Genomic DNA, 25,981 nt, shown 5'->3' with positions numbered 1-25,981 from the left:
TAGTAGGCTTGGAGTGCGTTGTCAAGGACAGCGGGCAGCGCATCTTCCGTGCGATAGCAATAGATTCGATAGATTAGCGCATCATTTGACGTTATCCCACTAGCTTTTTTCTTGTTGTCCATGTATAATGAAAAAGATTCAAAATTTGATAGGAAAGAAAAGGTGGAGATTCGATGCGGATGAAAACGGCAATGAAGGCAGTTGCTCTTGGCGTCGTCGCCCTCGGGCTTCTGTCTCTCTCAGGCTGTGGAAAAAGTCAGCAGGCGAGTGGAGAGAAGACCTATAAGATCGGTGTCGTTCAGCTGGTGGAGCACAATGCGCTCGATGCGGCGAACCGTGGTTTTGTCGATGGCCTGAAGGCGCGTGGCTACGAGGAGGGGAAGAACCTCACGATCGACCGCCAGAATGCACAGGCGGATCAGTCCAATCTCCAGAATATCGCACAGCGTTTTGTCAGCGACAAGGTCGATCTGATCTGCGCGATTGCAACACCCGCGGCACAATCGGTAGCAAATGTGACGAAGGATATCCCCATCGTCGGGACGGCGATCACGGACTATGTGAGCGCAAAGCTCGTCCAATCGAATGAGAAACCGGGCGGAAATGTGACGGGCACGAGCGATCTGAATCCGATCAAGAAACAGATCGACCTCCTTATGCAGCTCTACCCGAATGCAAAGGTCATCGGGACGGTGTACTCCTCGAGCGAGATCAACTCTGAGACGCAGATCAAGGCGATGAAGGAGTACGCGGAGTCGAAGGGGCTGACGGTACGCGCTGCGACGGTATCGACGGTCAATGACATCCCGCAGGCGGCACAGAGTCTGGTCGGTGATGTCGATGTATTCTATGAGCCGACGGACAATGTGATTTCCTCCTCGATCCCGACGCTCGTCAGCGTTACGGATGCGGCGGGCAAGGCAGTTATCTGCGCCGAGCCATACATGGTCACGGGCGGCTGTCTCGCGACCTATGGCATCGATTACTACAAGCTCGGCGTGCAGACGGGCGATATGGCGGCCGACATTCTCGACGGCAAGGCAAAGCCCGCAGATATGCCGATTGAGACGGCGCGCGACTTGACGCTGGTCGTCAGCAAGGGCAACGCAGAGCGGCTCGGACTGACGATTCCGGAGGAGGTCCTGAAGGATGCAACACTGGTGGACTGATGAATGGATGATGATGGGACGTTGATGCGGATGAATAATTGGATGAAATGTGCCGCTCTTGGACTGACGGCACTCGGACTTGTGGCGGCGGGCTGCGGACAGCAGGCGCAGCAGGGAGAAAAGACCTACAAGGTCGGAATTGTTCAGCTTGTGGAGCACAGCTCGCTTGACGACGCAAACCGCGGATTTGTTGACGGGCTGAAGGAACGCGGCTATGAGGAGGGGAAGAACCTCACGATTGACCGTCAAAATGCGCAGGCGGATCAGTCCAACCTCCAGAATATCGTTCAGCGTTTTATCAGTGACAAGGTTGACCTAATCTGTGCGATTGCAACACCGGCAGTACAGTCTGCTGCGAATGCGACGAAGGATATTCCCATCGTCGGTACGGCTGTGACGGACTACGTGAGTGCGAAGGTCGTCGCATCGAATGATGCCCCGGGCGGCAATGTGACAGGGACGAGCGATCTCGCGCCCATCGCGGAGCAGATTGACCTCCTGATGCAGCTCTATCCGAATGCCAAGACCATCGGAACGATCTACTCATCGAGTGAGATCAACTCGGAGATTCAGGTCAAGGCAATGACGGAGTATGCACAGTCCAAGGGGCTGACGGTGCGTACGGCGACGATCTCGACGGTCAACGACATCCAGCAGGCAGCGCAGAGTATGGTGAACGATGTGGATGTGTTCTATGAGCCGACGGATAATGTGATCGCATCGGCGATTCCGACGCTCACGAGCATTACGGATCCTGCGGGCAAAGGCGTGATCTGCGGTTACGTCGGTGGTGTTACGGCAGGTGCGCTTGCGACGAAGGGCATCGACTACTACAAGCTCGGCGTACAGACGGGCAATATGGCGGCGGATATTTTTGAAGGAAAGAAGCCGGCTGCGATGCCGATCGAGACGGCACATGACCTCACAGTGGTCATCAACAAGAAGAATGCAGAGAAGATCGGGCTGACGATTCCTGCGGATGTGTTAAACGGTGCGACCATTGTCGAGTAACAAGCAATCGACACAAAGAGGAACTATTGCATCCCCCCATCGGCTCGCCATGCTCGCCACTTCCCCCGTAAACGGGGGAAGCAATTTAGAAAGGTCGTAAAGCCTTCCCCGTATGACGGGGAAGGGGGACCGCGAAGCGGTGGAAGGGGCACAAGAAAGGGCTGTTATACGAGGTGAATACCTTCGTGCAACAGCTTCTTTTTACGGAGTTTGGGAGTGACATTATGGATCTCGTTGTAGCGACGGCTGCGCAGGGGGTTCTTTGGGGACTCTATGCACTGGGCGTCTATCTGACCTATCGCGTACTGGATATTGCCGACCTGACCGTGGAGGGCAGCTTCCCGCTCGGTGCAGCAGTCGCCGCCTCAATGCTGATGGCTGGCTATGCGCCGATCACTGCGATCTTTGCTGCCTGCATGGCGGGGTGTGCCTCCGGGATCGTGACGGGATTTTTCTGCACGAAACTCAAGATTCCTGCGCTGCTCGCTGGTATTTTGACCATGATCGGGCTATACTCCATCAACCTGCACGTCATGGGAAAGGCAAATCTGCCACTCCTGCAGCGTGAGACGCTGTTTACCCAGTGGAACATCTGGGGGCTTGATGCCTCGACCAATATTCTCCTCATCGGGACGGTCGTTGTTGTTCTTGCCATCCTGCTGACGTACTGGTTCTTTGGCACGGAGCTCGGGACGGCGATTCGTGCGACAGGCGCGAACCCTCACATGATCCGCGCAAACGGCGTGAACACAGATGTGATGATCGTCCTCGGACTGCTTCTCTCGAACGGGATGGTCGCGGTCTGCGGCGCCCTTGTCGCGCAGAGCAACGGCTTCGCCGACGTCGGTATGGGGACGGGCACGATCGTTATCGGACTTGCCTCCGTCATCATCGGCGAGGTGCTCTTTGGCACGCGCAGCTTTAAGAACTGGCTGATCTCCGTGGTGCTCGGCTCGGTCGTCTATCGCGCCGTCATCGCGATCGTGCTCCAGCTCGGCATGCAGCCGAATGACCTCAAGCTCTTTACGGCGATCCTCGTGGCGATTGCGCTCTCGCTCCCGCTCATTCAGGAGAAGTACCATGCAATGCGGAAGGGGGCAGAGTGATGCTGCAGATCGAGGATATTAAGAAAACATTTAACCCCGGGACGATTACGGAGAAAAAGGCGCTCTCGGGCATCAGCCTTCACCTTCGCCCCGGTGATTTCGTCACCGTGATCGGCGGCAACGGTGCGGGCAAGTCCACGCTGATGAATGCTATCGCGGGGGCGATTTCGGTCGATGCGGGGAAGATCTACATTGCGGGCGAGGACATTACGAAGTGGCCGGAGCACCGCCGTGCAAAGTTCATCGGACGCGTTTTCCAAGATCCGATGATGGGGACGGCGGCACGCATGATGATCGAGGAGAATCTCGCCATCGCGGCGCGGCGCGGGCAGACGCCGACACTCAAATGGGGCTCGACGAGTGAGATGCGCGATGTGTTTCGTGAGAAGCTCGCACGCCTGAAACTTGGTCTGGAGGATCGCCTTTCCTCGCGTGTCGGGCTTCTCTCGGGCGGACAGCGGCAGGCACTGACACTTCTCATGGCGACGCTCGTCAAGCCGAATTTGCTCCTCCTCGATGAGCATACGGCAGCCCTTGATCCGAAGACGGCGGCGAAGGTGCTGGAACTGACGCAGCAGATCGTCGCGGAGGATCAGCTGACGACACTGATGATTACGCACAATATGAAGGATGCCCTGCGCTATGGCAACCGCCTCATCATGCTGCACGAGGGACGCATTCTCTTCGATGTGCCGCAGGAGAAAAAGGAGGGGCTGACCACGCGCGACCTGCTCTCCATGTTTGAACAGGCGGCGGGCAGCGAGCTGGCGAGTGACAGCCTCCTGCTGAGCTAGGGATGCACGGATAAATTCGGCACAGCTGAATTAGCGTTGATTTTTGATCTTGCTTTGGTGCGAAATCCCGGTACCAGTGTGTAAAATAATAGGCAAACGATAGTTCTTAATTAAAACCTAACGCCCCTCACAAGACGTTTTAAAATCGCTCCGTTATAGTAATCAATGTAAGCGAGAGAGCGACGCAGGCATGCTGAACCAAACGCTTACGACCGATTCCGGTGAATCTCCTGCGGTCTTCCCTTCCGTAGGGTTCACATACATTCCCTACATTTCTTTCTCTCTATCGAAAAGCGTCTTCCGCTGCCCGGCGGGAGGCGTATTTTCTTTGCGTACAATTCTTGCCTTTTCGCTAATTCGTAGTACAATAAAAGGATGGATTCGAACGCATGAACGAGAGGAGGGAGCAATATGGTATGGGAGTGGAGGCCTGCAGACGGCAGGCATACAGGGGGGAATCTCTATGGCGATGAGGCAATCCCGCCGCAGCCGCCGGCGGAGAAAACACCGAAACTGCTCCGTGCCATGCGCTCTCTTGTCAAAACCTCGACGAACTTCTGGCAGTCCCGTTCCGAGCTTTTCCTCAAGCAGGCGCGTCTCATGGCGAACTACGAGGACGACTATGACTATCGGGGAACGGTCAATCAGTATTTCCCAACGTACGATTCGCTCACCGATCCCGAGCTGCGCGGGTATTTTGCTTGGCGGACGAAGGTGCGGCGCGGGGAGGTGGAGCGGCGGGGAATGTCCTACGCGTCGCTCTACGCCTATGAACTCCTGGCACTCGTTGGCTGCACATCGCCGATGGATGCCTATGAGCGCCTGCATATCTTCGGTCACGCCTATGGTGCTCTGGATCCGCAGATTCTGCGCTGCCTCAAGGATTGGGAGCGTGCGCTCATCATCTACTACGGGCTCAGTCCTGCGCTGTTGGAGGAGCATGATGGGGCGGTGCAGGAGCGCAGACAGGATGATGCTGTCTATGTGATGCTGCATCAAGAGGAGCATACGGCAGAGGAGATCATGGCGGCAGTGTGTACGCTTTCCTCGTATCGTTTGGAGCGCTCCAAACTTTATCGTGCACATACGGCGGAAGCGGATGCCATTGTTCTCCGCGTCCTTGCACGTGTCAAAGAATACTATGAAAAACACCGCATTTGCGATTTTTTCTCGGACTGTATCGCACATTCCTGTACGAGGTCGGTGGATCTCTTTGCGTCGGCCGTATTTCATCCGCCGCGCGCGGAGGAGGACCGCATCTATGCCGTGCATCCTCTGCGGCAGTATGAGTGCGCAGGCGGCGCATGGCAGCTGCATTCTTATGAGCGTACGGATGGTGCGGCGCAGCGTATCGGTGGGCTCCTGCGCGGGGTGGATACGCAGCTGCGCGAGCACTATGGGCTCACGGAGATTCGTCTGCCGCAGCTTCTAAAATGGCAGTGGAAGATCATCCGTGAGGAGACGGCAGAATTTTTCGCGGCACAGCGCGAGATCGAGGCACGCCGCGTTCATTTGGATTTCAGTCAGCTTGACCGCATCCGCGCCGATGCTGCTGTCACCGAGGAGCGCCTGATTGTGGATGAGGATGATGAATTGCTCCCCGTCGCAGGGGAGAACATATCACCTCTTATGCAGGAGCATTCTCCGCAACCCCCTGCAGCGCAGGATGCAGCGGCAGCGCCATATACGAATCCGCAGCAGCAGTATACACCGTCCTCGTCGTCCGTCGATTATGGCCTGACACAGGCGGAGAAGCGTCTCCTCTGTGCACTCCTCACTGGTGGGACGCTTGACTGGGTGCGCGCGGAGGGACAGATCCTCTCCGTGCTCGTGGACAGCATCAACGAGAAGCTGTATGAGGACTTTTCCGATACGGTGATTGAGGGCGAGCCGCCTGCCGTTGTGGAGGACTATCGTGATGAATTGGAAGGGCGGTACAGTCATGGCATCGAATGAAACGCGGAAGGTTCCGCGCCGCATCGCACAGACGCTCATCAATGCGCTCAAGGGGGGCGTTGTGCCGCGTGTCGGGCTTCCCTATATCACGGTGGGGCGTCGGCGTGAGATCGAGGCGCTCCTGTCGGATGTGGATATGATTGCGGAGGGCGGCGCATCCTTTCGTTTTATTATGGGGCGCTATGGGAGCGGCAAGAGTTTCCTCCTTCAGACCCTGCGCAGCTATGTGATGGCGAAGAATTTCGTCGTGGTGGACGCAGATCTCTCCCCGGAGCGCCGTCTCCAGGGGACGCGCGGGCAGGGGCTCGCAACCTATCGTGAGCTGATCCGCAATATGGCGACCAAGACGACGCCCGAGGGAGGGGCGCTCACCCTCATCCTCGACCGCTGGATCAGCCGAATCCAGCAGGAGACGGCGGACGAAACGCCGCCGGACAGTGCGAACTTCTCGGCGGCAGTGGATCGGCGCATCGCTGCGATGATTTACGGTCTGAATGATCTTGTCCACGGCTTTGATTTTACGCGTCTTTTGACGCTCTACTATCATGCTTATCGCGACGGTGACGATGCACTGCGTGCACAGGTAGCGCGATGGTTTCGTGGAGAGTATACGACCAAGACGGAGGCACGGCATGCGCTCGGCGTGAATATCATCATCACAGATGATGACTGGTATGAGTATCTGAAGCTGTTCGCCGCATTTCTGCGGCAGGCAGGCTACGCGGGGATGCTCATCTTTATCGATGAGTTGGTCAATATCTACAAGATTCCCCATGCGATTACGCGCCAGTATAACTATGAGAAGATCCTCACGATGTATAACGACGCCATGCAGGGGCGCGCCAAGTATCTCGGGATGGTTCTCTGCGGCACGCCTGCCTGCATGGAGGATACGCGCCGCGGCGTATACAGCTATGAGGCGCTGCGCTCGCGCCTTGCCGAGGGGCGCTTTGCAGGCGAGCACCGCGATCTGCTCTCGCCCGTTATCAAGCTGTCACCCCTGACTCACGAGGAGATGCTGGTGCTGGTGGAAAAGCTGTCAGGCATCCATGCGGAGCTGTACGGATACGAGACGACCGTCACGCAGGAGGATCTGGCGGATTTCATCCGCATCGAGTTCGGGCGTATCGGCGCAGATGACCACATTACGCCGCGTGAGGTGATTCGTGACTTCATTCAGGCACTGGATATCATCTATCAGACACCGACGCTCAAGATGGCAGATTTGCTCCTGTCGGAGAACTTTTCCTATGCCGCCAATGCGGTGGAGGGGGCGGAGGTCAGCGCGCAGTTTGCGGAGTTTGATCTATGAACGTGTTTGACCGCTATGCGCCCTGTGTCCGTGAGTACATCTACGGGCAGGATTGGCGCAGTCTGCGCGGGGTTCAGGTCGCGGCAGGCGAGGCGATCTTTGGGTCGGAGGAGCACGTCCTCCTCACCTCCTCAACGGCGTCGGGGAAAACGGAAGCGGCGTTCTTTCCGATCATCACCTTGCTGCTGGAGAGCCCTCCCAGCTCCGTCGGCTGCATCTACATCGGCCCGTTGAAGGCACTCATCAATGACCAATTTGAGCGGCTGACGCCGCTCTGCGCGACGGCGGGGATCCCCGTGCGGCATTGGCACGGCGATGTCGGCCAGACGCACAAGGCGCGGCTGATGAAGCATCCGTCGGGCATTCTGCAGATCACGCCCGAGTCACTTGAGGCGCTCCTCCTGCATCGGCATGCGGCGATCCCGAAGCTCTTCGGCGATCTGCGCTTCGTCGTGATCGACGAGGTGCATTCTCTCCTGCGCGGGGATCGCGGCGGGCAGACGCTCTGCCTGATCGAACGTCTTTCGCGTATCGCCGGTGTGCAGCCGCGCCGCATCGGGCTGTCGGCAACCATCGGCACGCCCGCAGAGACGGGGGCACTGCTTGCGGCGGGGACGGGGCGCGGGACGCTGGTGCCGGAGATCGCAGCGAAGGGAAGCCGATGGCGGCTTTCCGTGGAGCATTTCTACGTGCAGGACACGCAGGCGGGAGAAGGCCGTACGGATATTGATCTGCCCACCGCGCCGGATGCACCGACCGATATGGCACCGGAGGGGGCGGATCCGGGGATTGCCTATATCTTTGAGCATACGCGCGGGAAAAAATGTCTCGTCTTTGTCAATTCGCGCGAGGAGTGCGAGGCGGTGACGAATACCCTGCGCTCTTACTGCGAGCGCAGGCATGAGCCGGATCGGTTCCTCATCCACCACGGCAATCTCTCGGCTGCCTTTCGTGAGACGGCAGAGGCGCGCATGAAGGATGAGGAGAGCTGTCTCACGACGTGCACGACGGCGACGCTTGAGCTCGGCATCGACATCGGCAGACTTGAGCGCGCGTTTCAGATCGATGCGCCGTGGACGGTGTCGTCCTTCCTCCAGCGCATGGGACGGACGGGGCGGCGCGGGCAGCCGCAGGAGATGCACTTTGTCGTGCGCGAGGATGTTCCCGATGCACGCGCTCTCCTGCCTGCAGCGATCCCGTGGAAGCTCCTGCAGGGGATTGCCCTGATTCAGCTCTATCTTGAGGAGCGCTGGGTGGAGCCGCCGCGCCTTCATCGTCTCCCGTTCAGCCTCCTCTACCATCAGACGATGAGCACCCTCGCCTCCTGTGGCGAGCTCTCTCCACGCGCACTGGCGGAACGGGTACTCACACTGCCTGTTTTCGCACGCGTGACGCAGGAGGACTATCGCACACTCCTGCGCCATCTCCTGCAGGAGGAGCATATCCAGCGGACGGAGCGCGGCGGCCTGATCGTTGGGCTGGCAGGGGAGCGCGTCGTGCAGTCCTATCGCTTTTACGGTGTCTTTCAGGAAAACGAGGAGTACACGGTTCGCTGCGAGTCCCAGGAGATCGGAACGATTGTCACACCGCCGCCGGTCGGTGAGAAAATTGCCATTGCGGGGCATGTGTGGCGTGTACTGGAGGTGGACCGCAAGCGGCATCACGTCTACTGTGAAATGGTCAAGGGGAATGTGCCCGCGTATTTCGGCGAGTGTCCCGGGGACATCCATACGCATATCCTGCATCGGATGCGGCAGGTGCTCGCCGAGGATCTTCTCCCTCCGTATTTGCTGAAAAATGCCGCGGCGCGTCTCATGGGAGCGCGGAGGGCGGCACAGCATTCAGGGGCAGGGCGGGACGTGCTCATACCGCTCGGCGGAGCAATGTATGCACTTCTGCCGTGGCTTGGCAGCTATGCCTTTCTCGCGTTGGAGCGCTTTCTGCGGATCCGCTGTGCTGCGCGTCTTGGCCTGCGCGGGCTGGAATCCATGCGGCCGTATTTTATGCAGTTTACGATGAAGGCGTCTCCTGCCGACTTTTTCCGCATTCTCGCGGAAGAAGCTGCGGCAGACTTTACGCCGATGGAGCTTCTCTATTCGGATGAAGTGCCTGTGTTTGACAAGTACGATGAGTATCTCCCCGCGGAACTGGTACGGCGCGGATTCGCGGAGGGCGTGCTGCACACAGCAGAGATGCGGAAAACCGTTCTCTCGTGGCGGGGAGCGCGGATTGACAGTATTGCGCGTGCATGATAGAATGATTTCCATGCGGATGTGGCGGAACTGGCAGACGCGCTGGACTTAGGATCCAGTGCCGCAAGGCGTATGGGTTCGACCCCCTTCATCCGCACCATTTTGGCTTATCGGAACCGCTGACGGGATAGTGGTCAGCGCTTTCTTTCATTTGTTCTCGTGGGTTCGCTGCAGGTTTATATCGTCTTCTTTTCCTTGGCAGGACGAAGCCGCACCCATGGTGCACCGTTCCTTCCGACTGCAGTGCAGTCGGTATTTTTTTAGGGAATCGCGGATAAGATGAAGTCCATCATTCGTTGTATAGGAGTGTGAATCTTATGTCTGTTCTTGCTGCTTATGCTGTACCACATCCGCCGCTCATTCTTCCCGCGATCGGCGCGGGACGCGAGCAGGAGATTGCGCACACCGTCGCCGCCTATCGTGAGGTCATGCGTGCGGCGGCAGAGCTTCGTCCCGATACCGTTGTTGTCATCAGTCCGCATGCTGTCGTCTATGAGGATTACTTTCATATCTCGCCGGGAGAGCATGCGGAAGGAAATTTTGCAGCATTTGGACATCCCGCGATCTCTGTCGGTGTCGACTATGACGAGGATTTCGTACGGGCGCTTGCCGCGACGGCGATGGATCACGATATTCCGGCGGGCACCCTCGGTGAGCGGGCGCCGGCACTCGATCACGCGACGATGATTCCGCTGGCTTTTTTGAGCGATTATCTCGGAGATGCGCCGGTTAAGGTGGTGCGCATCGGTGTTTCGGGGCTGTCGGCCTATCTGCACGCACGGCTCGGACAGTGCATTGCTGCCGTGGCAGAGCGGCTGGGGCGGCGCACTCTGTGTATCGCGAGTGGCGATCTCTCGCATCGGCTCAGTCCTGCGGCACCGAATGGTTTTGCGGAGGAGGGACCGGAGTTTGACCGCCTTTGTACGGCGTTTATGGGGACGGGGGATTTTTTCTCCCTGCTGCAGATTCCGGGGAGCTTTGCCGAGGCGGCAGGACACTGTGGGCTGAATGGGCTCTGGGTGCTCGCCGGTGTGCTCGACGGCAGTGCAATAGAGAGCCGTCTCTGCAGCTATGAAGGACCCTTCGGCGTCGGCTATGCAGTGGCTTCCTTTACGGTCACGGGAATGGATGAGAGCCGCGACTATACGGCACAGCTCGTTCGTGCGGAGGATGCGGCGATGGAGAAGCTGCGTGCATCGGAGGATATGTATGTACGTCTCGCGCGGGCGAGCGTGGAGCACTTTGTGCGGACGCATACCTATGCCGCTCTGCCGCAAGATATGCCGGAGGAGCTGACAGAGGGACGTGCTGGGGCTTTTGTCTCCATCAAGAAATATGGAAAACTGCGTGGCTGCATCGGGACGTTTCTGCCCGCACAGCAGAGTCTCGCCGAGGAGATTCTCTACAATGCAGTTTCGGCAGCGGCACACGACAGTCGATTTGAGCCGATTGCCGTGGAGGAACTGGATCGTCTCGTCTACAGCGTGGATGTGCTCAGTACGCCTGAGCCGATCACGTCGGCAGAGGAACTGGATCCGCATGTCTACGGCGTTATCGTAAAAAGCGTGGCGGACCGTCGGCGCGGTCTCCTGCTGCCCGATCTCGCGGGGATCGACACGGCGGAGCAGCAGATCGCCATTGCACGGGAGAAGGCACACATCATGCCGAAAGAGCCGATTTCTCTCGCACGATTTACCGTCATTCGGCATCATTGAACAGGAGCATTTCGCCGCGGGAAAGGAGTATTTGCATGGGAGATAAGCCGGACTTTTCTTTTTGGAATGCCTGGTGGAAGGAGAAATTTCACGAACGCGTGGAGCACATACGGGCAAACCCGCAGGTGGATTATTGGGACAAGCGCGCACGAGATTTCTCCGCCATGCGCCGCAGCAACGATTATGACTACGGGCGGAAAACCTATGCGGCATTGCGGCACATTCTGAGCGCGGACGCGACGATGCTCGATATCGGCGCGGGACCCGGCTCCTTTATTATTCCCTTTGCCGAGAAGATCAAATTCGCTGCGGCAGTGGAACCGTCGCATGAGATGGTACACCTCCTGCGGGAAAATGCCGCTGAGGCAGGTGTGTCCAACTATGCGGTGATCGAGGAGCTGGTGCAGGATCTTCCTGTCGGCGGGGCACTTGACCGTGCATTTGATCTCGTGACGGTGTCGCTCGTCTTCTGGATGTATGCGGATGTATGGCCGCTCATCCTGCAGATGGAGGCATATACGAAGGCATACTGCGCCATCGTGGCGGAGATCCCCGACAAGAAAAATCCGCGCTCGGCGAGCAGCTGTGACGTGGAGGAGTTCCAGATTCTCTACAATATGCTTGCTGCGCAGGGACGGTTCGCCAACGTGCGCACAATTGACTATCGCTGTGAGCGCAGTATTGAGGATGAGCTGCGGTATCGGCTGCTCGCCTATGAGCAGTATGAGGGCGATGTCACGGATGCCGTGCGTGAGGAGCTGCACCGTGCCGTCTGCGCGGAGGCAAAGAACGGAAAATGCACTGTTGCAACGCGCTCGGCCGTGATTTGGTGGGATGTGCGGGAATGCTCTAACAACTGCATCAAAAAAGCCGCCTCGTTGTCGTGAGGTGGCTTTTTCGTGCGTATTTTGTGCTTACTGTGCCGCGGCTGTCTCGCCGACCGTCTCGTTGAGCTTGTCGATGAGTGCGTCGATGTCGATGCCATGTGCCAGTGCGCCCTGCTCGATGTTCTCGAAATGTGCCGCCGCGCAGCCGAGGCAGCCCATGCCTGCGTTCATCAGAACCTCGACCGTGTCGGGGTACTTCTGCACAATCTCGATGATGCTCATATCTTTGGTAATTGCCATAATGACCTCCTATGGGAAAATACAGTGAAAAGAAGGAAGATATCCTTGACTTTTTCACATTATAGCACAAGATATAAAAATTGAAAGTACCATTTGCAACATATACGTCCATGCTGTGAAGAAAAGCGTCGGAGAACTGTGTTGGAATTGACCTGTGCATGGGTTGTGTGCTATAACATAACGTGTATATCTGTCATAACGTGTTTTGGAGGAATATCTGTGAGCAATCTTGAAGTCGGAATCGTCGGTCTGCCGAATGTGGGAAAAAGCACGCTGTTCAACGCGATCACGAAGGCGGGCGCAGAGGCGGCGAACTATCCGTTCTGCACGATTGAGCCGAATGTGGGCGTCGTGGCCGTGCCGGATGCGCGTCTCAAGGTGCTGACGGATCTCTATCATTCCAAAAAGACGACGCCCGCCAGTGTGCGCTTCGTCGATATTGCAGGCCTTGTGAAGGGCGCCTCGAAGGGCGAGGGGCTGGGCAATAAGTTCCTCGAGCACATCCGCCAAGTGGATGCTGTCGCCCATGTGGTGCGCTGCTTTGAGAGCTCGGACATCACGCATGTAGAGGGCGGCATTGACCCTCTGCGCGATATTGACATCATCGAGACGGAGCTGTGCCTTGCCGATCTGGAGGCGGTGGAAAAACGCCTCGTCAAGGTGACGAAACTGCTGAAATCGGGGAGCAAGGAGGCAAAGGCGGAGCACGCGGCACTGGAGCGCCTGAAGGAGGCGCTCGATGCGGGGCGGCCTGCGCGCGAGATGGAGCTCTCCGAGGAGGAGCAGGGGATCCTGCGTGATCTGAATCTCCTCACGCGTAAGCCCATCCTCTACATCGCGAACGTCGGCGAGGATGAGGCGGCGACAGCGGATGCGGAGAATCCTCACGTGCAGAAGGTGAAGGAGTATGCTGCGCGTACGGGTGCGCAGGTGGTGACGGTATCGGCGCGCCTCGAGGAGGAGATTGCCGAGCTCGATGACGAGGAAGCAGCAGCGTTCCTTGAAGATCTTGGCCTTGCGGAGAGCGGGCTGGATCGCCTGATCCACGGTGCGTTTGCCCTGCTCGGCCTGCAGACATTCCTCACGGCGGGAGAGGATGAGTGCCGTGCGTGGACGATTACGCGCGGAACGACCGCGCCGAAGGCGGCAGGAAAGATTCACACGGACTTTGAGCGTGGGTTCATCCGTGCGGAGATCGTGAACTATGACGATCTCGTCTCGCTCGGCAGTGTCGCGGCAGCGCGTGACAAGGGTCTGGTGCGGCTTGAGGGCAAGGACTATGTCATGCGCGACGGTGATGTGGTGAATTTCCGTTTTAATGTTTGAGCGTAATTTCTGAGCACGATGAAAGGAAGTGAAGAGCATGGACGATACACCTTTGCAGCCTCCGCCGCATACGTGTATTTTGTCCTCCCTTCGCTGCGCAGCTATGATGCGGTGACAGCGGGGGAGGACGATCGGAAAGGAGCGTTCTCCCTTGCTGCAGATTTATAAATCCATGGAATCCGGCCCCTTGCAGGAGCTGTCACTCAAGACGCTGTCCAAAGGGGCATGGATCAATATCGTCAATCCGACGCCATACGAGCTGAAGGTCGTCAGTACCCTCACAGAGGTTGATCCCGATTTCCTGCGTTCCGCTCTCGACGATGAGGAGCGTTCGCATACGGATGTTGAGGATGACTCCGTCATGATCCTGACCAATGTCCCCGTCTATCGCGGCGAGGACAGCTACGACACACTGCCGCTTGCGATCATTCTCACGGATGAGCATGTCATCACCGTCTGTCTCGAAGAGACGCCCGTCATCGCGGAGTTCAACGAGCGGACAGCGAAGATGTTCCGCACGTACAAGCGGACGCGGTTCCTCTTTCAGATTCTCTATAAATCCGATGTGTTCTACCTGCGCTATCTGCGGCAGATCAGCAAGCTGACCGAGGAAATCGAGGATCGGCTGCGGCATGATATGAAGAACAGCGAAATCCTGCGTCTGCTGCAGCTGCAGAAGGGCCTGACGTATTTCAATGCAGCACTGCGCTCGAACGGAGCGGTGCTCGACCGCCTGATGCGCCTGCGGACGAATACCTCCCTCCATCATATCTTTCGCATGTATGAGGAGGACGAGGATCTCCTGGAGGATGTCATCATCGAGAATAAGCAGGCGCGTGAGATGGCGGATCTATACAGCACGATCTTGGCGCGTCTTGCCGATACGTTTTCGTCCATCGTCTCGAACAATCTGAACCTCGTGATGAAGTTTCTGACCGCAATTACGATTATTCTCGCCATCCCGACGGTGATCTCAAGTTTCCTAGGGATGAATGTGCCGGTGCCGTATCAGGATGATCCGACGGGCTTCCTGCGCGTACTCATCTTTGCTGTCTGCGTATCGACGCTGGCGGTCTACCTGCTCTGGCGGAGGGATATGTTTTGATACGCGAAGCACAGCTGGATCGCGGCATCATCTTTGGTGATGCGCATACGGCGGAGTATGTCTATATGCCGGGCAGCGAGGTCGGCGTGGAGTATCCTGTCTACGTGTACGAGAACGGCTCCGAACGTCGAGACATTGATCTCGCGGAGGCACTGCACCTCATCCGCGTGCGTGACCTGCGTCCGACCGCACATCCGCTCCTTGGCAGGACAAGCTGCTGAGAATGTCCCGTGCGCTGCCCGAGCGGGACATCGTCCTTTGTGTATTCCGATAGGAGGTTTCCCATGGATCAGCATATCAAGCAATCCATTCAGGATGGCATCGCGCAGATCGTTATGGATCGTCCCGCATCAAATAATGCACTGGACGCGCAGATGTTCCGCGATTTGATTGCGGCTGTGGAGCATTGTGATGCGGACGAAGCGGTGAAGGTGATCATCCTCACGGGTGCGGGCAAGAATTTCTCCGCAGGCGGCGACATCAAGGAGATGGCGACCTTTTCATTCATCAGCTATGAACTCTCCATGCTGACAGGGCAGGCGTCGCTTGCTCTGCGAAAGTGCCGAAAACCTGTGATTGCGATGGTGAACGGCACGGCTGCGGGCGCCGGCTGCGGCCTCGCGCTCGGCGCAGATTTCCGCATCATGACGGAAGGGAGCTGCCTGCTCACAGCGTTCTCGAACGTCGCTCTGCCCGGGGACACGGGCTGCATTTATCATCTACATCAGATTGTTGGACTCGCGAAGACGATTGAGCTCATGGCGTTGAGTACCCCCGTCTACGGTGAGGAGGCGCTGCGTCTCGGACTGGCCACGCGGGTCGCTGCCGCAGGAAAACTGGAAGAGGAAACGCGTGCCTTTGCCATACAGCTCCTGCGCCGTCCTCTTGATGCCATCGCCATGCAGAAACAGCTTTACTATGAGGTTTTTTACCGCGACTATATGGCATACAGTCGCATCGAGGCGGAAAATCTCGGGAAGGCGGGGGCCTCTCCGGATCATCGTGAGGCTGTGACGGCATTCTTGGAAAGACGCGAACCGAGCTTTAATCAGAAGGAAACAGGAACGAAATAGGGCGTTCGGATGCTTGCATCATAAAAAACAATGATAGAACACCGTAATATCGGAGATACAAAGCACCTGTCTTGTTTACAAGGCGGGTGTTCCGTTGTATAATAAACAGAAAGTATAGAATTGATACTTCTCCATAGATATTGTTTCTCGTTCGACGGAGGGGAAGAAATTCTTTGCTCATGTGTATATATTTTAATATTCGATGAAGTGCAGAAGCATTTCTAGGGAATCGCTGATAAAACAGTCTCTCAGATTGGCGTAGATTTTTTGTCCGCTTGATACAGCAAACCGGACGTATAGCGAGAGCTATGTCGAGGATTTGCTAACGATAAGCGGGCGAAAAAGATGCGTCAAGATGGTCGTGCCGAATTTATCGGCGCTTCTCTAAAGAGAGGAGAGCAGTACTATGGCAAAAAAGATGAAGACGATGGACGGAAATACCGCCGCGGGCTATATTTCCTATGCCTTTACGGACGTGGCAGCGATCTATCCGATCACGCCCTCGTCGCCGATGGCGGAGTATGTCGACAGCCTTGCTGCCAAAGGAATGAAAAATATCTTTGGACAGAAGCTGCGTCTGATTGAGATGCAGTCGGAGGCCGGTGCTGCAGGTGCTGTCCACGGGTCTCTGCAGGCGGGTGCGCTGACGACGACCTACACAGCATCGCAGGGTCTTCTGCTGATGATCCCCAATATGTATAAAATTGCAGGTGAGCTGCTGCCGGGCGTGTTCCACGTCAGTGCACGCGCCATTGCCGCCTCCTCGCTGAACATTTTCGGCGACCATCAGGATGTCATGGCAGCGCGTCAGACAGGTGTTGCCATGCTCGCCGAGTCGAGCGTGCAGGAGGTCATGGATCTCTCTGCAGTAGCGCATCTCGTCGCCATCAAGGGACGTGTGCCGTTCATCAACTTCTTTGACGGATTCCGCACCTCGCATGAGATCCAGAAGATCGAGGTCGTGGACTATGCTGACCTCGCGAAGATCCTCGACTGGGATGCCGTTGAGGCGTTCCGCCGCCGTGCGCTCAACCCGGATCATCCGGTGGTGCGCGGCACGGCACAGAACCCTGATATCTACTTCCAGGGGCGTGAGGCGGTCAACCGTTACTATGATGCCATTCCTTCCCTCGTTGAGGAAGCAATGGCACAGATGGCAAAGATCACAGGCCGTGAGCACCATCTCTTTGACTACTACGGCGCACCTGATGCGGACCGCATCATCATTGCGATGGGCTCGGTCTGCCAGACGGCGGAGGAGGTCGCAGAGTATCTCAATGCACAGGGCGAGAAGGTCGGACTGCTGTCCGTTCATCTCTATCGTCCGTTCTCCGTCGAGCATTTCTTCAAGTATCTCCCGAAAACGGTGAAGAAGGTTGCTGTCCTCGACCGCACGAAGGAGCCGGGTGCCCTTGGCGAGCCGCTCTACCTCGATGTCAAGGCGGCGTACTATGGCTCAGGCATGGATCCCGTCATCGTCGGCGGCCGCTATGGTCTCGGCGGCAAGGATACGACGCCGGATCAGATTTTTGGCGTCTACGAGGAGCTGAAGAAGAACGAGCCGATGCACGGCTTTACGCTCGGCATCGTCGATGATGTGACGAACCGCAGCCTGAAGCCCGCACACAGAGATGTCAACCTCACGAAGGAGGGGACGACGGCGTGCAAGTTCTGGGGACTCGGCTCGGACGGCACGGTCGGCGCGAACAAGAGCGCGATCAAGATCATCGGCGACAAGACGGATATGTATGCGCAGGCATACTTTGCCTACGACTCGAAGAAGTCGGGCGGCATCACGATGAGTCACCTGCGCTTTGGCAAGTCGCCGATCATCAGCCCGTATCTCATCAACCGTGCGGACTTTATCTCCTGTTCGCAGCAGTCCTATGTACGTCAGTATGACCTGCTCGCAGGACTCAGAAAGGGCGGCACGTTCCTGCTCAATACGTTCTGGTCGGATGAGCAGCTGGATACGCATCTGCCCGCATCAATGCGCCGCTTTATCGCACGCAACGACATCCAGTTCTATACGGTGGACGCCGTTCACATCGCGCGTGAGCTCGGACTTGGCGGACGCTTCAACATGGTCATGCAGTCCGCGTTCTTCAAGCTCGCCAACATCATTCCGCTCGACGATGCAGTCAAGTATCTCAAGGATGCGGTTGTCACCTCCTACGGCAGCAAGGGCGAGAAGGTCGTCAACATGAACAATGGTGCGATCGACAAGGGCATCGAGGCGCTGCATCGCGTCAATGTTCCTGATGCGTGGAAGGATGCTGTGGACGAAGAGGTGCCGGTCAACGAGAAGACGCCTGCATTCATCACGAACGTCCAGAATGTCATGAATCGTCAGGAGGGCGACAAGCTCAAGATCTCCGAGATCCTCAGCATGGAGGACGGTACGTTCCCCGTGGGCGGTACAGCCTATGAGAAGCGCGGCACGGCGATCTCTGTCCCCGTATGGCGCCCTGAGAAGTGTATTCAGTGCAACCAGTGCTCCTTTGTTTGTCCGCATGCGACGATTCGTCCGATCCTGACGACGGACGAGGAGCTTGCGGCAGCACCTGAGGGGATGCAGTCTGTGAAGTCGCGTCCCGCAAAGGGAATGAACCTCACCATCGCCGTCTCGACACTTGACTGCCTTGGCTGCGGCAACTGTGCACAGGTCTGCCCGGGCAAGGCACTTGATATGACCCTGCTCGATGACAAGCTCCGCGATGCGCAGAAGTACTTTGACTACGGTGTCGATACGACGAAGGTCGCGGTCAAGAATGTCCCGATGAAGAAGACAACGCTGATCGGCTCGCAGTTCGAGCAGCCGCTCTTTGAATTCTCGGGGGCGTGCGCAGGCTGCGGTGAGACACCGTATGCCAAGCTCATCACGCAGCTCTTTGGAGACCGCATGATGATCGCCAATGCAACGGGCTGCTCCTCCATTTGGGGCGCCAGTGCACCTGCCATTCCGTACACGAAAAACCAGAAGGGCTGCGGTCCTGCATGGGCGAACTCCCTGTTCGAGGACAACGCAGAGTATGGTCTCGGTATGCTGCTCGGCACAAAGTCGGTACGTGAGTCGCTCGCTGCCGCTGTGACGGAGGCGCTGGAGGCCAAGAAGGGCTCGGCGGAGCTCCAGGCGGCGATGCAGCTCTGGCTCGAAAAGCGCAACAGCGGTGAGGGAACGCGCGACCGCGCCGACCTCCTGCGCGAGCTGCTCGAGAAGGAGAAGGGGACGGACGAGCTCCTCTGCCGCATCTACAGTGACAACGACTACTTTGTCAAGCGTTCGCAGTGGGTCTTCGGCGGTGACGGCTGGGCATACGACATCGGCTACGGCGGTGTGGATCACGTGCTCGCCTCGGGCGAAGACATCAACATCATGGTCTTTGACACGGAGGTTTACTCCAATACGGGCGGTCAGGCGTCGAAGTCCACGCCGGCGGCGGCGATTGCAGAGTTTGCTGCAACGGGCAAGAAGACGAAGAAGAAGGATCTCGGCATGATGGCGATGTCCTATGGCTACGTCTACGTTGCCCAGATCGACATGGGCGCCGATCAGAATCAGGTGCTGAAAGCGATCAGCGAGGCGGAGGCATATCCGGGACCCTCGCTTATCATCGCGTACTCGCCGTGCATCAATCACGGCATCCGCAAGGGCATGGGCTGTGCTCAGCTTGAGGGCAAGCTCGCCGTGGAGTGCGGCTACTGGGCGAACTATCGCTACAACCCGCAGCTTATCGAGACAGGCAAGAATCCGTTCAGCCTCGATTCGAAAGAGCCGGACTTCTCGAAGTTCCGTGAGTTCCTGCTGGGTGAGAACCGCTACATCAATCTCCAGCGCAGCTTCCCCGAGGCGGCGGATGCACTCTTTGAGAAGACGCAGAAGGACGCGGAGACGCGCTACAACAACTACAAGAAACTTGCAGGCAAGGCATAAGGACGTACCGGATTTTCTCGTACACTTTGCTGCTCCTGCTGAGAAAAACTGCCGTGCTGTCACGGCAGTTTTTACTTGACATATCATTAACATAGAAATATAATATGCAAACAATGTTTTTGGAGATCGCTGATCTGCTCAGTATCATCTTACCAGCGATTTCTTACATCTTGGGATATGGAGGAATTCTCTATGGCAGATCAACATAAACATACGCCTCATGATGAGGTGGAACAGCAGGCGCAGGCGGCGCTCTCTGCCGCGAAGCTCAGCGGGCAGAAGCGTCAGCTCGCACTGTGGATCGCGGCGCTCATCGTCGGCGGCATTCTTGGCTGGGCGAACGTGCCCGCGCTGAACAACCTGTTCAGCTTTATCGCAACCGTCTTTACGCGCCTTTTCCAGTTCGTCGCCGTGCCGACGATTGCTCTTGCCGTCATCACGACGCTTGCCGCGCTTGGGACGAAGCGCGACACGGGGCGCATCTTTGCCCACGCCGTCACCTATACCCTGCTGACGACAATCTGTGCGGCGGCGGTCGGGCTGGCACTTTTCCTCTGGCTCGCACCTGTGAACCTGCCCGCCGATGTCGTCGGCGCGGGCGCATCGGATGTGCCGGGCAAGCTGGAGGGGCTGTCCTACTACGATCACTTTCTCTCCATCGTGCCGAACAATGTGCTCGCTCCGTTTGTCTCGGGCAACGTCCTCTCGGTCATGCTCGTTGCGGCTGCGGCGGGGCTCGGACTTGCCTTTGCCCCCAAGACGGAGAACCGTGAGATGCTCCTCAAGGGGATTCACGGTCTGCAGGAGCTGCTCTTCACGCTCATTCGCGCGCTGATCACTGTTCTGCCTGTGGGAATTCTCGCCTTTGCCGCACAGCTCGCGGCACAGATTGAGGCGGGCGTCATCATTGGCTCGCTCGGTGTCTATACCGCGGTTGTTATCGGCGGCAATCTGATTCAGTTCTTCGTTGTCATTCCGTTCTTCCTCGCTGTACGCGGCCTGAATCCCGTGCGCGTGTTCCGCCAGATGATGCCGGCGGTCGCGGTCGCTCTCTTTACAAAGAGCTCGGCAGGTACGCTCCCCGTGACACTCGCTTCTGCCGAGCAGCGTCTTAAGGCGCATCCTTCGGTGACACGTTTCGTCCTGCCAATCTGCACGACAATCAACATGAACGGCTGTGCTGCGTTCATTCTCGTGACCTCGCTCTACGTCATGCAGAATGCAGGGATGGAACTCTCGCTCGGCACGATGATCAGCTGGCTCTTTATCGCCGTGCTCGCCGCCGTCGGCAATGCGGGCGTTCCGATGGGCTGCTATTTTCTGACGCTCTCTCTCATGGCGTCGATTGGCGCACCGGTCGGGCTCATGGGGGTCATCCTGCCGATCTACTCGATCATCGATATGATTGAGACGGCGGAAAATGTCTGGTCGGATTCGGCTGTCTGCGCGATCACAAATCACGACCTTGAGGGAACTCTGTCGGATGAGGATGTGCCGGTTCCAAGCGTGTAAGTAAAAATATCATAGAACTGTTCTGCTGCGTGCGGAACAGTTCATTTTTAAAAAGAAGGAATCAGGCGTTCGCAAGTAGAATAAAAGAGGTATGGCAACACAGGAGTGGAGTTTTGCGACACATACAGCAGAGGAGCATCCTCATGAAAATACACGCTTTTATCGATGCAGAGAATATCAGTCAACGCCTGTTTATCGAGGGATGCAGCCGTCTGCAGGAAGATCATGAGCTCGTTCAGATCGATGTATTTGGAAAAGTCTGTCCCAAGTGGGCTGCTGGACACAACTACGTGCGCGCCTTCGTCGGAAAAAATAGTGCCGATACCTTTATGACGGCGGCCATTGTACGTGCAATCTACGAAGAAGCGGAGATCGGCGGGGTCGCCATATTTTCCCATGATCGGGATTTTCTGCCCGCCATCAAGGTAGTGACAGAACATAAGAAGCGCGTTTTTATGGTGGCGGCGCGTCAGATGCGTGAGGAACATCTCAAGCGGCTGGCGATCGACCTCGGACTGATTGACCGCATTGACATTGATCCCATGGGCGCCCACCTCGTATGTCATGCGATGCTTTCGTCCAAAGAGTTGAAAAAGTTGCAGGCGTATGATATGACGACGTGTTTTCTCAAGACACAGAGTGGGCTGCTCGAAGTCCCATTTGCACGCGGGATCGATATGAATCTCTTCTGCCGTCTCATCCCACTCACGGAGATACGGAAAGGGTATGGGAAAACGCGAAAAATGAAGGATATACTCGCCGAGAGTCACCTTTGTGTCCAACAGAATCGGGTGTATATCGACATAGATCGACTCTAAGGAATCATGGATCATCAGAGTTTTCCCGTTATTTACGGGGAAGGGGGACCGCATAAGCGGTATAAAGGGCACAAGAAAAACGGGCGAAAAAGATGCGTCAGGATACTTGTACGGAGTTTATCCGTGCTTCCCTAAGATATGAAAAGCCTCTGAAAGGAAATATTCAGAGGCTTTTCAGCGTTTTATCCTATATTTTTATTAATAACAAAATAAGGAGAGAACGTGATGATTTTTTACAGCAAAATCGCAGGATTGGCTCTTGGCATCAGTTTCCTCGGTATGACCGCTGTGCAGGCGTCGGTGCCGCAGGATGCGCTCGCTGCCGGCGGGATTGCATACGGTGCGTCGGAGAGCTATGTGCGCAGTATTTACGGCGCGCCGCGCGAGGTGGAGACGAAGTATGACTCCATGTACGCGGGCAGTCATGTGACCGAGTGGGAGTACGGCAGCGATTTTGACATCATCTTTGTGGACGGCGTCGTTCGGCAGATTGAGGTCGGTGCGCGCAACGGCATCTATACGCAGGATAACATCACGGTCGGCAGTGATCTGAGTGCACTGATTGCGGCATACGGGCAGCCGGATGTGATCCATGGGGATGACTACATCTACCGCGTGGATGGGGATAACAGCGTCGGTCTTACCTTTGAAATCGAGCACGGCCGCGTTGCTGAGTTCTGCGTGGGCACAATCCGCTGAGGGAGAGATGGTCGGTGAAGATGCGAAAGAACGCAATGTATGCGGGAATTGCCATCGCAGGAGCCGCAGCTGTTCTTACCGCCTATTCTATGTTTCCGGGCTGTGCGGAAGAACCGCAGGACGGTACGCATAGCGGACATGTACCGATTGCACGTGAGTCTGTCAAAAAGACGTTGATGGCGGATGATGCGGCAAAGCGTGAGGCACAGCTGCTTCGCCAGCACCGTACAGAGGAGCAGACCTCGGCCGTTCGGCTGGAACGCAAATCACTGCTCCTCGGCGGCATCGCGTATGGTGCGGGGGACGCAGAGGTGCGTGCCAGCTATGGAACACCGCAGGAGACGACATCGCAGAAATCCATGCGCTATGCGGGCAAGGATATCGTTGCCTGCAGATATGAGGATGGCCTTCTCGTCGAGACGGTGGACGGTACAGTGCGCATGGTGCGCGTACGGTCGCACAATACCATTGCCTCCGGCAAGGGCGTACGCATCGGCACGCCCGTCGAGGAGCTGCGGCGTGTCTACGGCGAGCCGAGCATGATTTATGGAAAAGACTACATATATTTCTTCGAGGAGGATCCCACGGTCGGATTTGCCTTCTCCATCACAGACGATCATGTGTCGGAGATGCGGATGGGCGATCTGGGGCTTTGATGCGGCATGGACAGCACGTTGCAGTGTGGTTCATGCCGTATTTGCATTTGACGCTGTCTGTCTTTTTTGATATGATGCAGGGTATATTGCATAGCCCATGTGGGCAAATGGATGAGGAGTGGCAAAGATGAAGCTGGTTGTAACGATAGTCGGACGGGATCAGGTCGGTATTGTGGCGATGGTGAGCGGGATTCTTGCCGAGCAACGCGTCAACATCATGAATGTGAACCAGAATATTATGGACGGTTTTTTCAACATGGTGATGATTGCCGAGATGCCGGATGATGCAGAGATCAAGCTCAAGGAGCTGCAGGAGATTCTGCGGAAGAAGGGCGAGGAGCAGGGACTCGAGATCAAGGTTCAGCATCAGGAGATTTTCCAGGTCATGCACAAGATTTGAGCAAGGAGCGGCAGATTGATTACATTTGAGAACATCCGTGAAACCAATCGGATGATTACGGAAAACCGCCTCGATGTGCGTACCATTACGATGGGAATCTCCCTGCGGGACTGTGCCCATCCAAATCTCGAGAAGTTCTGTCAGAATGTCTATGAGAAAATCACGCGCTCAGCGGAGTATCTCGTTCAGACGGGCGAGGACATCGAGACGGAGTACGGCATCCCCATCATCAATAAGCGTATCTCGGTCACGCCCATCGGGATTGCAGCGGATGCGTGTCAGACGGATTCCTTCGTCCCTGTGGCAGAGGCGCTCGACCGCGCGGGCAAGGCGGTCGGGGTCAACTTCATCGGCGGATTTTCGGCACTCGTCGAAAAGGGCATGACGCACGGCGACCGCGTGCTCATCGACTCCATTCCGCAGGCGATGGCAGCGACGGATATTGTCTGCTCGTCGGTCAACATCGGCTCGACGAAGGCGGGCATCAATATGGATGCTGTGCGCGAGATGGGCGATGTGATCAAGCGCACGGCGGAGCTGACGCGCGAGCAGGAGGCGCTCGGCTGCGCCAAGATCGTCGTGTTCTGCAACGCACCCGGAGATAATCCCTTCATGGCGGGCGCTTTCCACGGTGTTGCCGAGGGCGACCGCGTCATCAATGTCGGGGTCAGCGGCCCCGGTGTGGTCAAGCATGCCCTTGAGGATCTGAAGGGCGCGGACTTCACGGAGATCGCCGAGACAATCAAGCGTACGGCGTTCAAGATCACGCGCGTGGGACAGCTCGTCGCGCGTGAGGCGTCACGCCGCCTTGGCGTCCCGTTCGGCATCATCGATCTCTCTCTGGCGCCGACCTCGGAGGTCGGAGACAGTGTGGCGCGCATCTTGGAGGAGATGGGGCTCGAGGCGTGTGGGGCACCCGGTACGACGGCGGCACTCGCACTCCTCAACGATGCAGTCAAGAAGGGCGGACTGATGGCGACCTCTCATGTCGGCGGCCTGTCAGGGGCGTTTATTCCCGTCAGTGAGGATGAGGGCATGATCGACGCCGTTCAGCGCGGCAGTCTTTCCATCGAGAAGCTCGAGGCGATGACCTGTGTCTGCTCGGTCGGACTGGATATGATCGCGATTGAGGGCGATACGCCTGCCAGCACGATTGCCGGCATCATTGCGGATGAGGCGGCGATCGGCATGGTGAACAACAAGACGACAGCGGTGCGCGTCATTCCCGTGCCCGGGAAAAAGGTGGGGGAGACGGTCTCCTTCGGTGGGCTCCTAGGTTACTCGCCCATCGTCCCCGTCCGCAGTGCCTTCAGCTCGGCGGCGTTCATTGCACGCGGCGGGCGTATCCCGGCGCCGACGCGCGCCCTGACGAACTGATGCGCGTCACGAAGGCCGTTAAGGTGGAGCAGCTGCGTATCCTGCGGTCCCTCTATCCGAATGCAAAGCCCGCACTCACATTCCAGACGCCGTTCGAGCTCCTCATCGCCGTCATCCTTTCGGCACAGTGTACGGATGCACGCGTCAATGTGGTGACGGGACGGCTCTTTCCAAAGGCAAATACGCCTGCTGCGATTGCTGCGCTCGGACAGGCCGCACTTGAGGCGGAGATTCATGACTGCGGATTTTTCCGCATGAAGGCGAAGCACATCATAGAGACCTGTCATATCCTGCTGAATGACTACGGCGGCGAGGTGCCGGCGGACTTTGAGGCGCTGCAGAAGCTCCCGGGCGTCGGACGCAAGACGGCGAATGTCGTGATGAGCGTTGCCTTTCATACGCCCGCCATCGCCGTGGACACGCACGTGTTCCGCGTGGCGAACCGCCTGCGCCTTGCGGTCGGTACGACGCCGCTCGAGGTGGAGAAGGGGCTGCAGAAGGCGATTCCACGCGCGGATTGGAGCGACGCACATCATTGGCTGATCCTGCACGGCAGACAGGTCTGCAAGGCGCGCAAGCCGCACTGCGATACGTGTGCTCTCGCAGCAGTCTGCCCGAGTAGCACGGCATAGGATACGG

At 57.3% G+C, this 25,981-nt stretch carries 22 protein-coding genes and 1 tRNA gene; 22 read left to right on the top strand and 1 reads right to left on the bottom strand.

Going from position 1 to position 25,981, the window contains the following annotated elements; genetic code table 11:
- Positions 1-173 precede the first annotated feature (173 nt).
- From C1713_RS04090 to C1713_RS04045, 10 genes are all read left to right on the top strand, one after another.
- Positions 174-1,169, top strand: a complete 996-nt coding sequence (locus C1713_RS04090) for an ABC transporter substrate-binding protein (protein WP_050341026.1) — start codon at positions 174-176, stop codon at positions 1,167-1,169.
- Between the two features lie 24 nt (positions 1,170-1,193).
- Positions 1,194-2,180, top strand: coding sequence for an ABC transporter substrate-binding protein (locus C1713_RS04085; protein ID WP_050344134.1), 987 nt, complete (start codon positions 1,194-1,196; stop codon positions 2,178-2,180).
- A gap of 224 nt (positions 2,181-2,404) precedes the next feature.
- The gene (locus C1713_RS04080; RefSeq protein WP_050341024.1) at positions 2,405-3,286 is read left to right on the top strand and encodes an ABC transporter permease; all 882 of its coding nucleotides are present in this window, start codon (positions 2,405-2,407) and stop codon (positions 3,284-3,286) included.
- Positions 3,286-4,080 (top strand): ABC transporter ATP-binding protein, encoded by a 795-nt coding sequence (locus C1713_RS04075; RefSeq protein WP_009442419.1) that lies wholly within the window; start codon positions 3,286-3,288, stop codon positions 4,078-4,080. The genes C1713_RS04080 and C1713_RS04075 overlap by 1 nt, the downstream gene beginning before the upstream one ends.
- A 411-nt stretch (positions 4,081-4,491) precedes the next feature.
- Positions 4,492-6,036 carry a TerB N-terminal domain-containing protein gene (locus C1713_RS04070; RefSeq protein ID WP_102493105.1) on the top strand — a complete coding sequence of 515 codons (1,545 nt, stop codon included), beginning with the start codon at positions 4,492-4,494 and terminating at the stop codon, positions 6,034-6,036.
- The gene (locus tag C1713_RS04065; RefSeq protein ID WP_102493104.1) at positions 6,023-7,348 is read left to right on the top strand and encodes a BREX system ATP-binding domain-containing protein; all 1,326 of its coding nucleotides are present in this window, start codon (positions 6,023-6,025) and stop codon (positions 7,346-7,348) included. The genes C1713_RS04070 and C1713_RS04065 overlap by 14 nt, the downstream gene beginning before the upstream one ends.
- On the top strand, positions 7,345-9,600 hold the full coding sequence (locus C1713_RS04060; protein ID WP_102493103.1) for a DEAD/DEAH box helicase: 2,256 nt from the start codon (positions 7,345-7,347) through the stop codon (positions 9,598-9,600). The genes C1713_RS04065 and C1713_RS04060 overlap by 4 nt, the downstream gene beginning before the upstream one ends.
- A 15-nt stretch (positions 9,601-9,615) precedes the next feature.
- Positions 9,616-9,700 (top strand) — tRNA-Leu (locus tag C1713_RS04055).
- Positions 9,701-9,917: 217 nt separating this feature from the next.
- Positions 9,918-11,315 carry an AmmeMemoRadiSam system protein A gene (gene amrA, locus C1713_RS04050; RefSeq protein WP_102493102.1) on the top strand — a complete coding sequence of 466 codons (1,398 nt, stop codon included), beginning with the start codon at positions 9,918-9,920 and terminating at the stop codon, positions 11,313-11,315.
- 35 nt (positions 11,316-11,350) lie between these two features.
- Complete coding sequence (locus C1713_RS04045) at positions 11,351-12,202, top strand: class I SAM-dependent methyltransferase (protein WP_102493101.1); 852 nt, start codon at positions 11,351-11,353, stop codon at positions 12,200-12,202.
- A 27-nt stretch (positions 12,203-12,229) separates the two neighbouring features.
- Here the strand turns inward: C1713_RS04045 and C1713_RS04040 are convergent, their stop codons facing one another.
- The gene (locus C1713_RS04040) at positions 12,230-12,442 is read right to left on the bottom strand and encodes a DUF1858 domain-containing protein (protein WP_009442412.1); all 213 of its coding nucleotides are present in this window, start codon (positions 12,440-12,442) and stop codon (positions 12,230-12,232) included.
- Between the two features lie 219 nt (positions 12,443-12,661).
- Here C1713_RS04040 and ychF point away from each other — a divergent pair, with 219 nt between their 5' ends.
- The 12 genes from ychF to nth all read left to right on the top strand — a co-directional run bounded on the left by ychF (position 12,662) and on the right by nth (position 25,974).
- Positions 12,662-13,768: a redox-regulated ATPase YchF gene (gene ychF, locus C1713_RS04035; protein WP_102493100.1), complete on the top strand. Its 1,107-nt coding sequence runs from the start codon at positions 12,662-12,664 to the stop codon at positions 13,766-13,768.
- Positions 13,769-13,919: 151 nt separating this feature from the next.
- Positions 13,920-14,873, top strand: coding sequence for a magnesium transporter CorA family protein (locus tag C1713_RS04030; RefSeq protein WP_039981535.1), 954 nt, complete (start codon positions 13,920-13,922; stop codon positions 14,871-14,873).
- A complete protein-coding gene (locus C1713_RS04025) occupies positions 14,870-15,094 on the top strand; it encodes a hypothetical protein (RefSeq protein WP_102493099.1) in 225 nt (74 codons plus the stop codon). Before C1713_RS04030 ends, C1713_RS04025 begins: the two co-directional genes overlap by 4 nt.
- A 63-nt stretch (positions 15,095-15,157) precedes the next feature.
- The gene (locus tag C1713_RS04020; RefSeq protein ID WP_102493098.1) at positions 15,158-15,946 is read left to right on the top strand and encodes an enoyl-CoA hydratase/isomerase family protein; all 789 of its coding nucleotides are present in this window, start codon (positions 15,158-15,160) and stop codon (positions 15,944-15,946) included.
- Between the two features lie 406 nt (positions 15,947-16,352).
- Positions 16,353-19,880: a pyruvate:ferredoxin (flavodoxin) oxidoreductase gene (gene nifJ / locus C1713_RS04010; protein ID WP_102493097.1), complete on the top strand. Its 3,528-nt coding sequence runs from the start codon at positions 16,353-16,355 to the stop codon at positions 19,878-19,880.
- A 192-nt stretch (positions 19,881-20,072) separates the two neighbouring features.
- Entirely contained in the window at positions 20,073-21,392 is a 1,320-nt protein-coding gene (locus tag C1713_RS04005) for a dicarboxylate/amino acid:cation symporter (RefSeq protein WP_102493096.1), read from the top strand.
- Between the two features lie 29 nt (positions 21,393-21,421).
- Entirely contained in the window at positions 21,422-22,210 is a 789-nt protein-coding gene (locus C1713_RS04000) for an NYN domain-containing protein (RefSeq protein WP_337956953.1), read from the top strand.
- Between the two features lie 225 nt (positions 22,211-22,435).
- Complete coding sequence (locus tag C1713_RS03995; RefSeq protein WP_009442404.1) at positions 22,436-22,909, top strand: hypothetical protein; 474 nt, start codon at positions 22,436-22,438, stop codon at positions 22,907-22,909.
- A 20-nt stretch (positions 22,910-22,929) separates the two neighbouring features.
- Entirely contained in the window at positions 22,930-23,565 is a 636-nt protein-coding gene (locus tag C1713_RS03990) for a hypothetical protein (RefSeq protein ID WP_102493152.1), read from the top strand.
- Positions 23,566-23,692: 127 nt separating this feature from the next.
- Positions 23,693-23,965 carry an ACT domain-containing protein gene (locus C1713_RS03985; RefSeq protein WP_009442401.1) on the top strand — a complete coding sequence of 91 codons (273 nt, stop codon included), beginning with the start codon at positions 23,693-23,695 and terminating at the stop codon, positions 23,963-23,965.
- 51 nt (positions 23,966-24,016) lie between these two features.
- Positions 24,017-25,342 carry a PFL family protein gene (locus tag C1713_RS03980; protein WP_371137025.1) on the top strand — a complete coding sequence of 442 codons (1,326 nt, stop codon included), beginning with the start codon at positions 24,017-24,019 and terminating at the stop codon, positions 25,340-25,342.
- Positions 25,342-25,974, top strand: coding sequence for an endonuclease III (gene nth, locus C1713_RS03975; protein WP_009442399.1), 633 nt, complete (start codon positions 25,342-25,344; stop codon positions 25,972-25,974). Before C1713_RS03980 ends, nth begins: the two co-directional genes overlap by 1 nt.
- Positions 25,975-25,981 lie beyond the last annotated feature (7 nt).

The organism is Centipeda felix (assembly GCF_900186465.1).
GTDB classification, from domain to species: domain Bacteria; phylum Bacillota; class Negativicutes; order Selenomonadales; family Selenomonadaceae; genus Centipeda; species Centipeda felix.
The sequence above is the reverse complement of the archived record's forward strand: the minus strand, read 5'-3'. Positions and strand labels throughout refer to the sequence as shown.

What these genes read in the sequence shown, in the direction of transcription:
- C1713_RS04040 (WP_009442412.1), bottom strand. Translation starts at nt 12,442, where the DNA reads ATGGCAATTACCAAAGATATGAGCATCATCGAGATTGTGCAGAAGTAC.
- C1713_RS04065 (WP_102493104.1), top strand. Translation starts at nt 6,023, where the DNA reads ATGGCATCGAATGAAACGCGGAAGGTTCCGCGCCGCATCGCACAGACG.
- C1713_RS03980 (WP_371137025.1), top strand. Translation starts at nt 24,017, where the DNA reads ATGATTACGGAAAACCGCCTCGATGTGCGTACCATTACGATGGGAATC.
- C1713_RS04070 (WP_102493105.1), top strand. Translation starts at nt 4,492, where the DNA reads ATGGTATGGGAGTGGAGGCCTGCAGACGGCAGGCATACAGGGGGGAAT.
- C1713_RS03990 (WP_102493152.1), top strand. Translation starts at nt 22,930, where the DNA reads ATGCGAAAGAACGCAATGTATGCGGGAATTGCCATCGCAGGAGCCGCA.
- C1713_RS04005 (WP_102493096.1), top strand. Translation starts at nt 20,073, where the DNA reads ATGGCAGATCAACATAAACATACGCCTCATGATGAGGTGGAACAGCAG.
- C1713_RS04085 (WP_050344134.1), top strand. Translation starts at nt 1,194, where the DNA reads ATGCGGATGAATAATTGGATGAAATGTGCCGCTCTTGGACTGACGGCA.
- C1713_RS04075 (WP_009442419.1), top strand. Translation starts at nt 3,286, where the DNA reads ATGCTGCAGATCGAGGATATTAAGAAAACATTTAACCCCGGGACGATT.
- C1713_RS04060 (WP_102493103.1), top strand. Translation starts at nt 7,345, where the DNA reads ATGAACGTGTTTGACCGCTATGCGCCCTGTGTCCGTGAGTACATCTAC.
- nifJ (WP_102493097.1), top strand. Translation starts at nt 16,353, where the DNA reads ATGGCAAAAAAGATGAAGACGATGGACGGAAATACCGCCGCGGGCTAT.
- C1713_RS03985 (WP_009442401.1), top strand. Translation starts at nt 23,693, where the DNA reads ATGAAGCTGGTTGTAACGATAGTCGGACGGGATCAGGTCGGTATTGTG.
- amrA (WP_102493102.1), top strand. Translation starts at nt 9,918, where the DNA reads ATGTCTGTTCTTGCTGCTTATGCTGTACCACATCCGCCGCTCATTCTT.
- C1713_RS04020 (WP_102493098.1), top strand. Translation starts at nt 15,158, where the DNA reads ATGGATCAGCATATCAAGCAATCCATTCAGGATGGCATCGCGCAGATC.
- C1713_RS04080 (WP_050341024.1), top strand. Translation starts at nt 2,405, where the DNA reads ATGGATCTCGTTGTAGCGACGGCTGCGCAGGGGGTTCTTTGGGGACTC.
- nth (WP_009442399.1), top strand. Translation starts at nt 25,342, where the DNA reads ATGCGCGTCACGAAGGCCGTTAAGGTGGAGCAGCTGCGTATCCTGCGG.
- C1713_RS04045 (WP_102493101.1), top strand. Translation starts at nt 11,351, where the DNA reads ATGGGAGATAAGCCGGACTTTTCTTTTTGGAATGCCTGGTGGAAGGAG.
- C1713_RS03995 (WP_009442404.1), top strand. Translation starts at nt 22,436, where the DNA reads ATGATTTTTTACAGCAAAATCGCAGGATTGGCTCTTGGCATCAGTTTC.
- C1713_RS04090 (WP_050341026.1), top strand. Translation starts at nt 174, where the DNA reads ATGCGGATGAAAACGGCAATGAAGGCAGTTGCTCTTGGCGTCGTCGCC.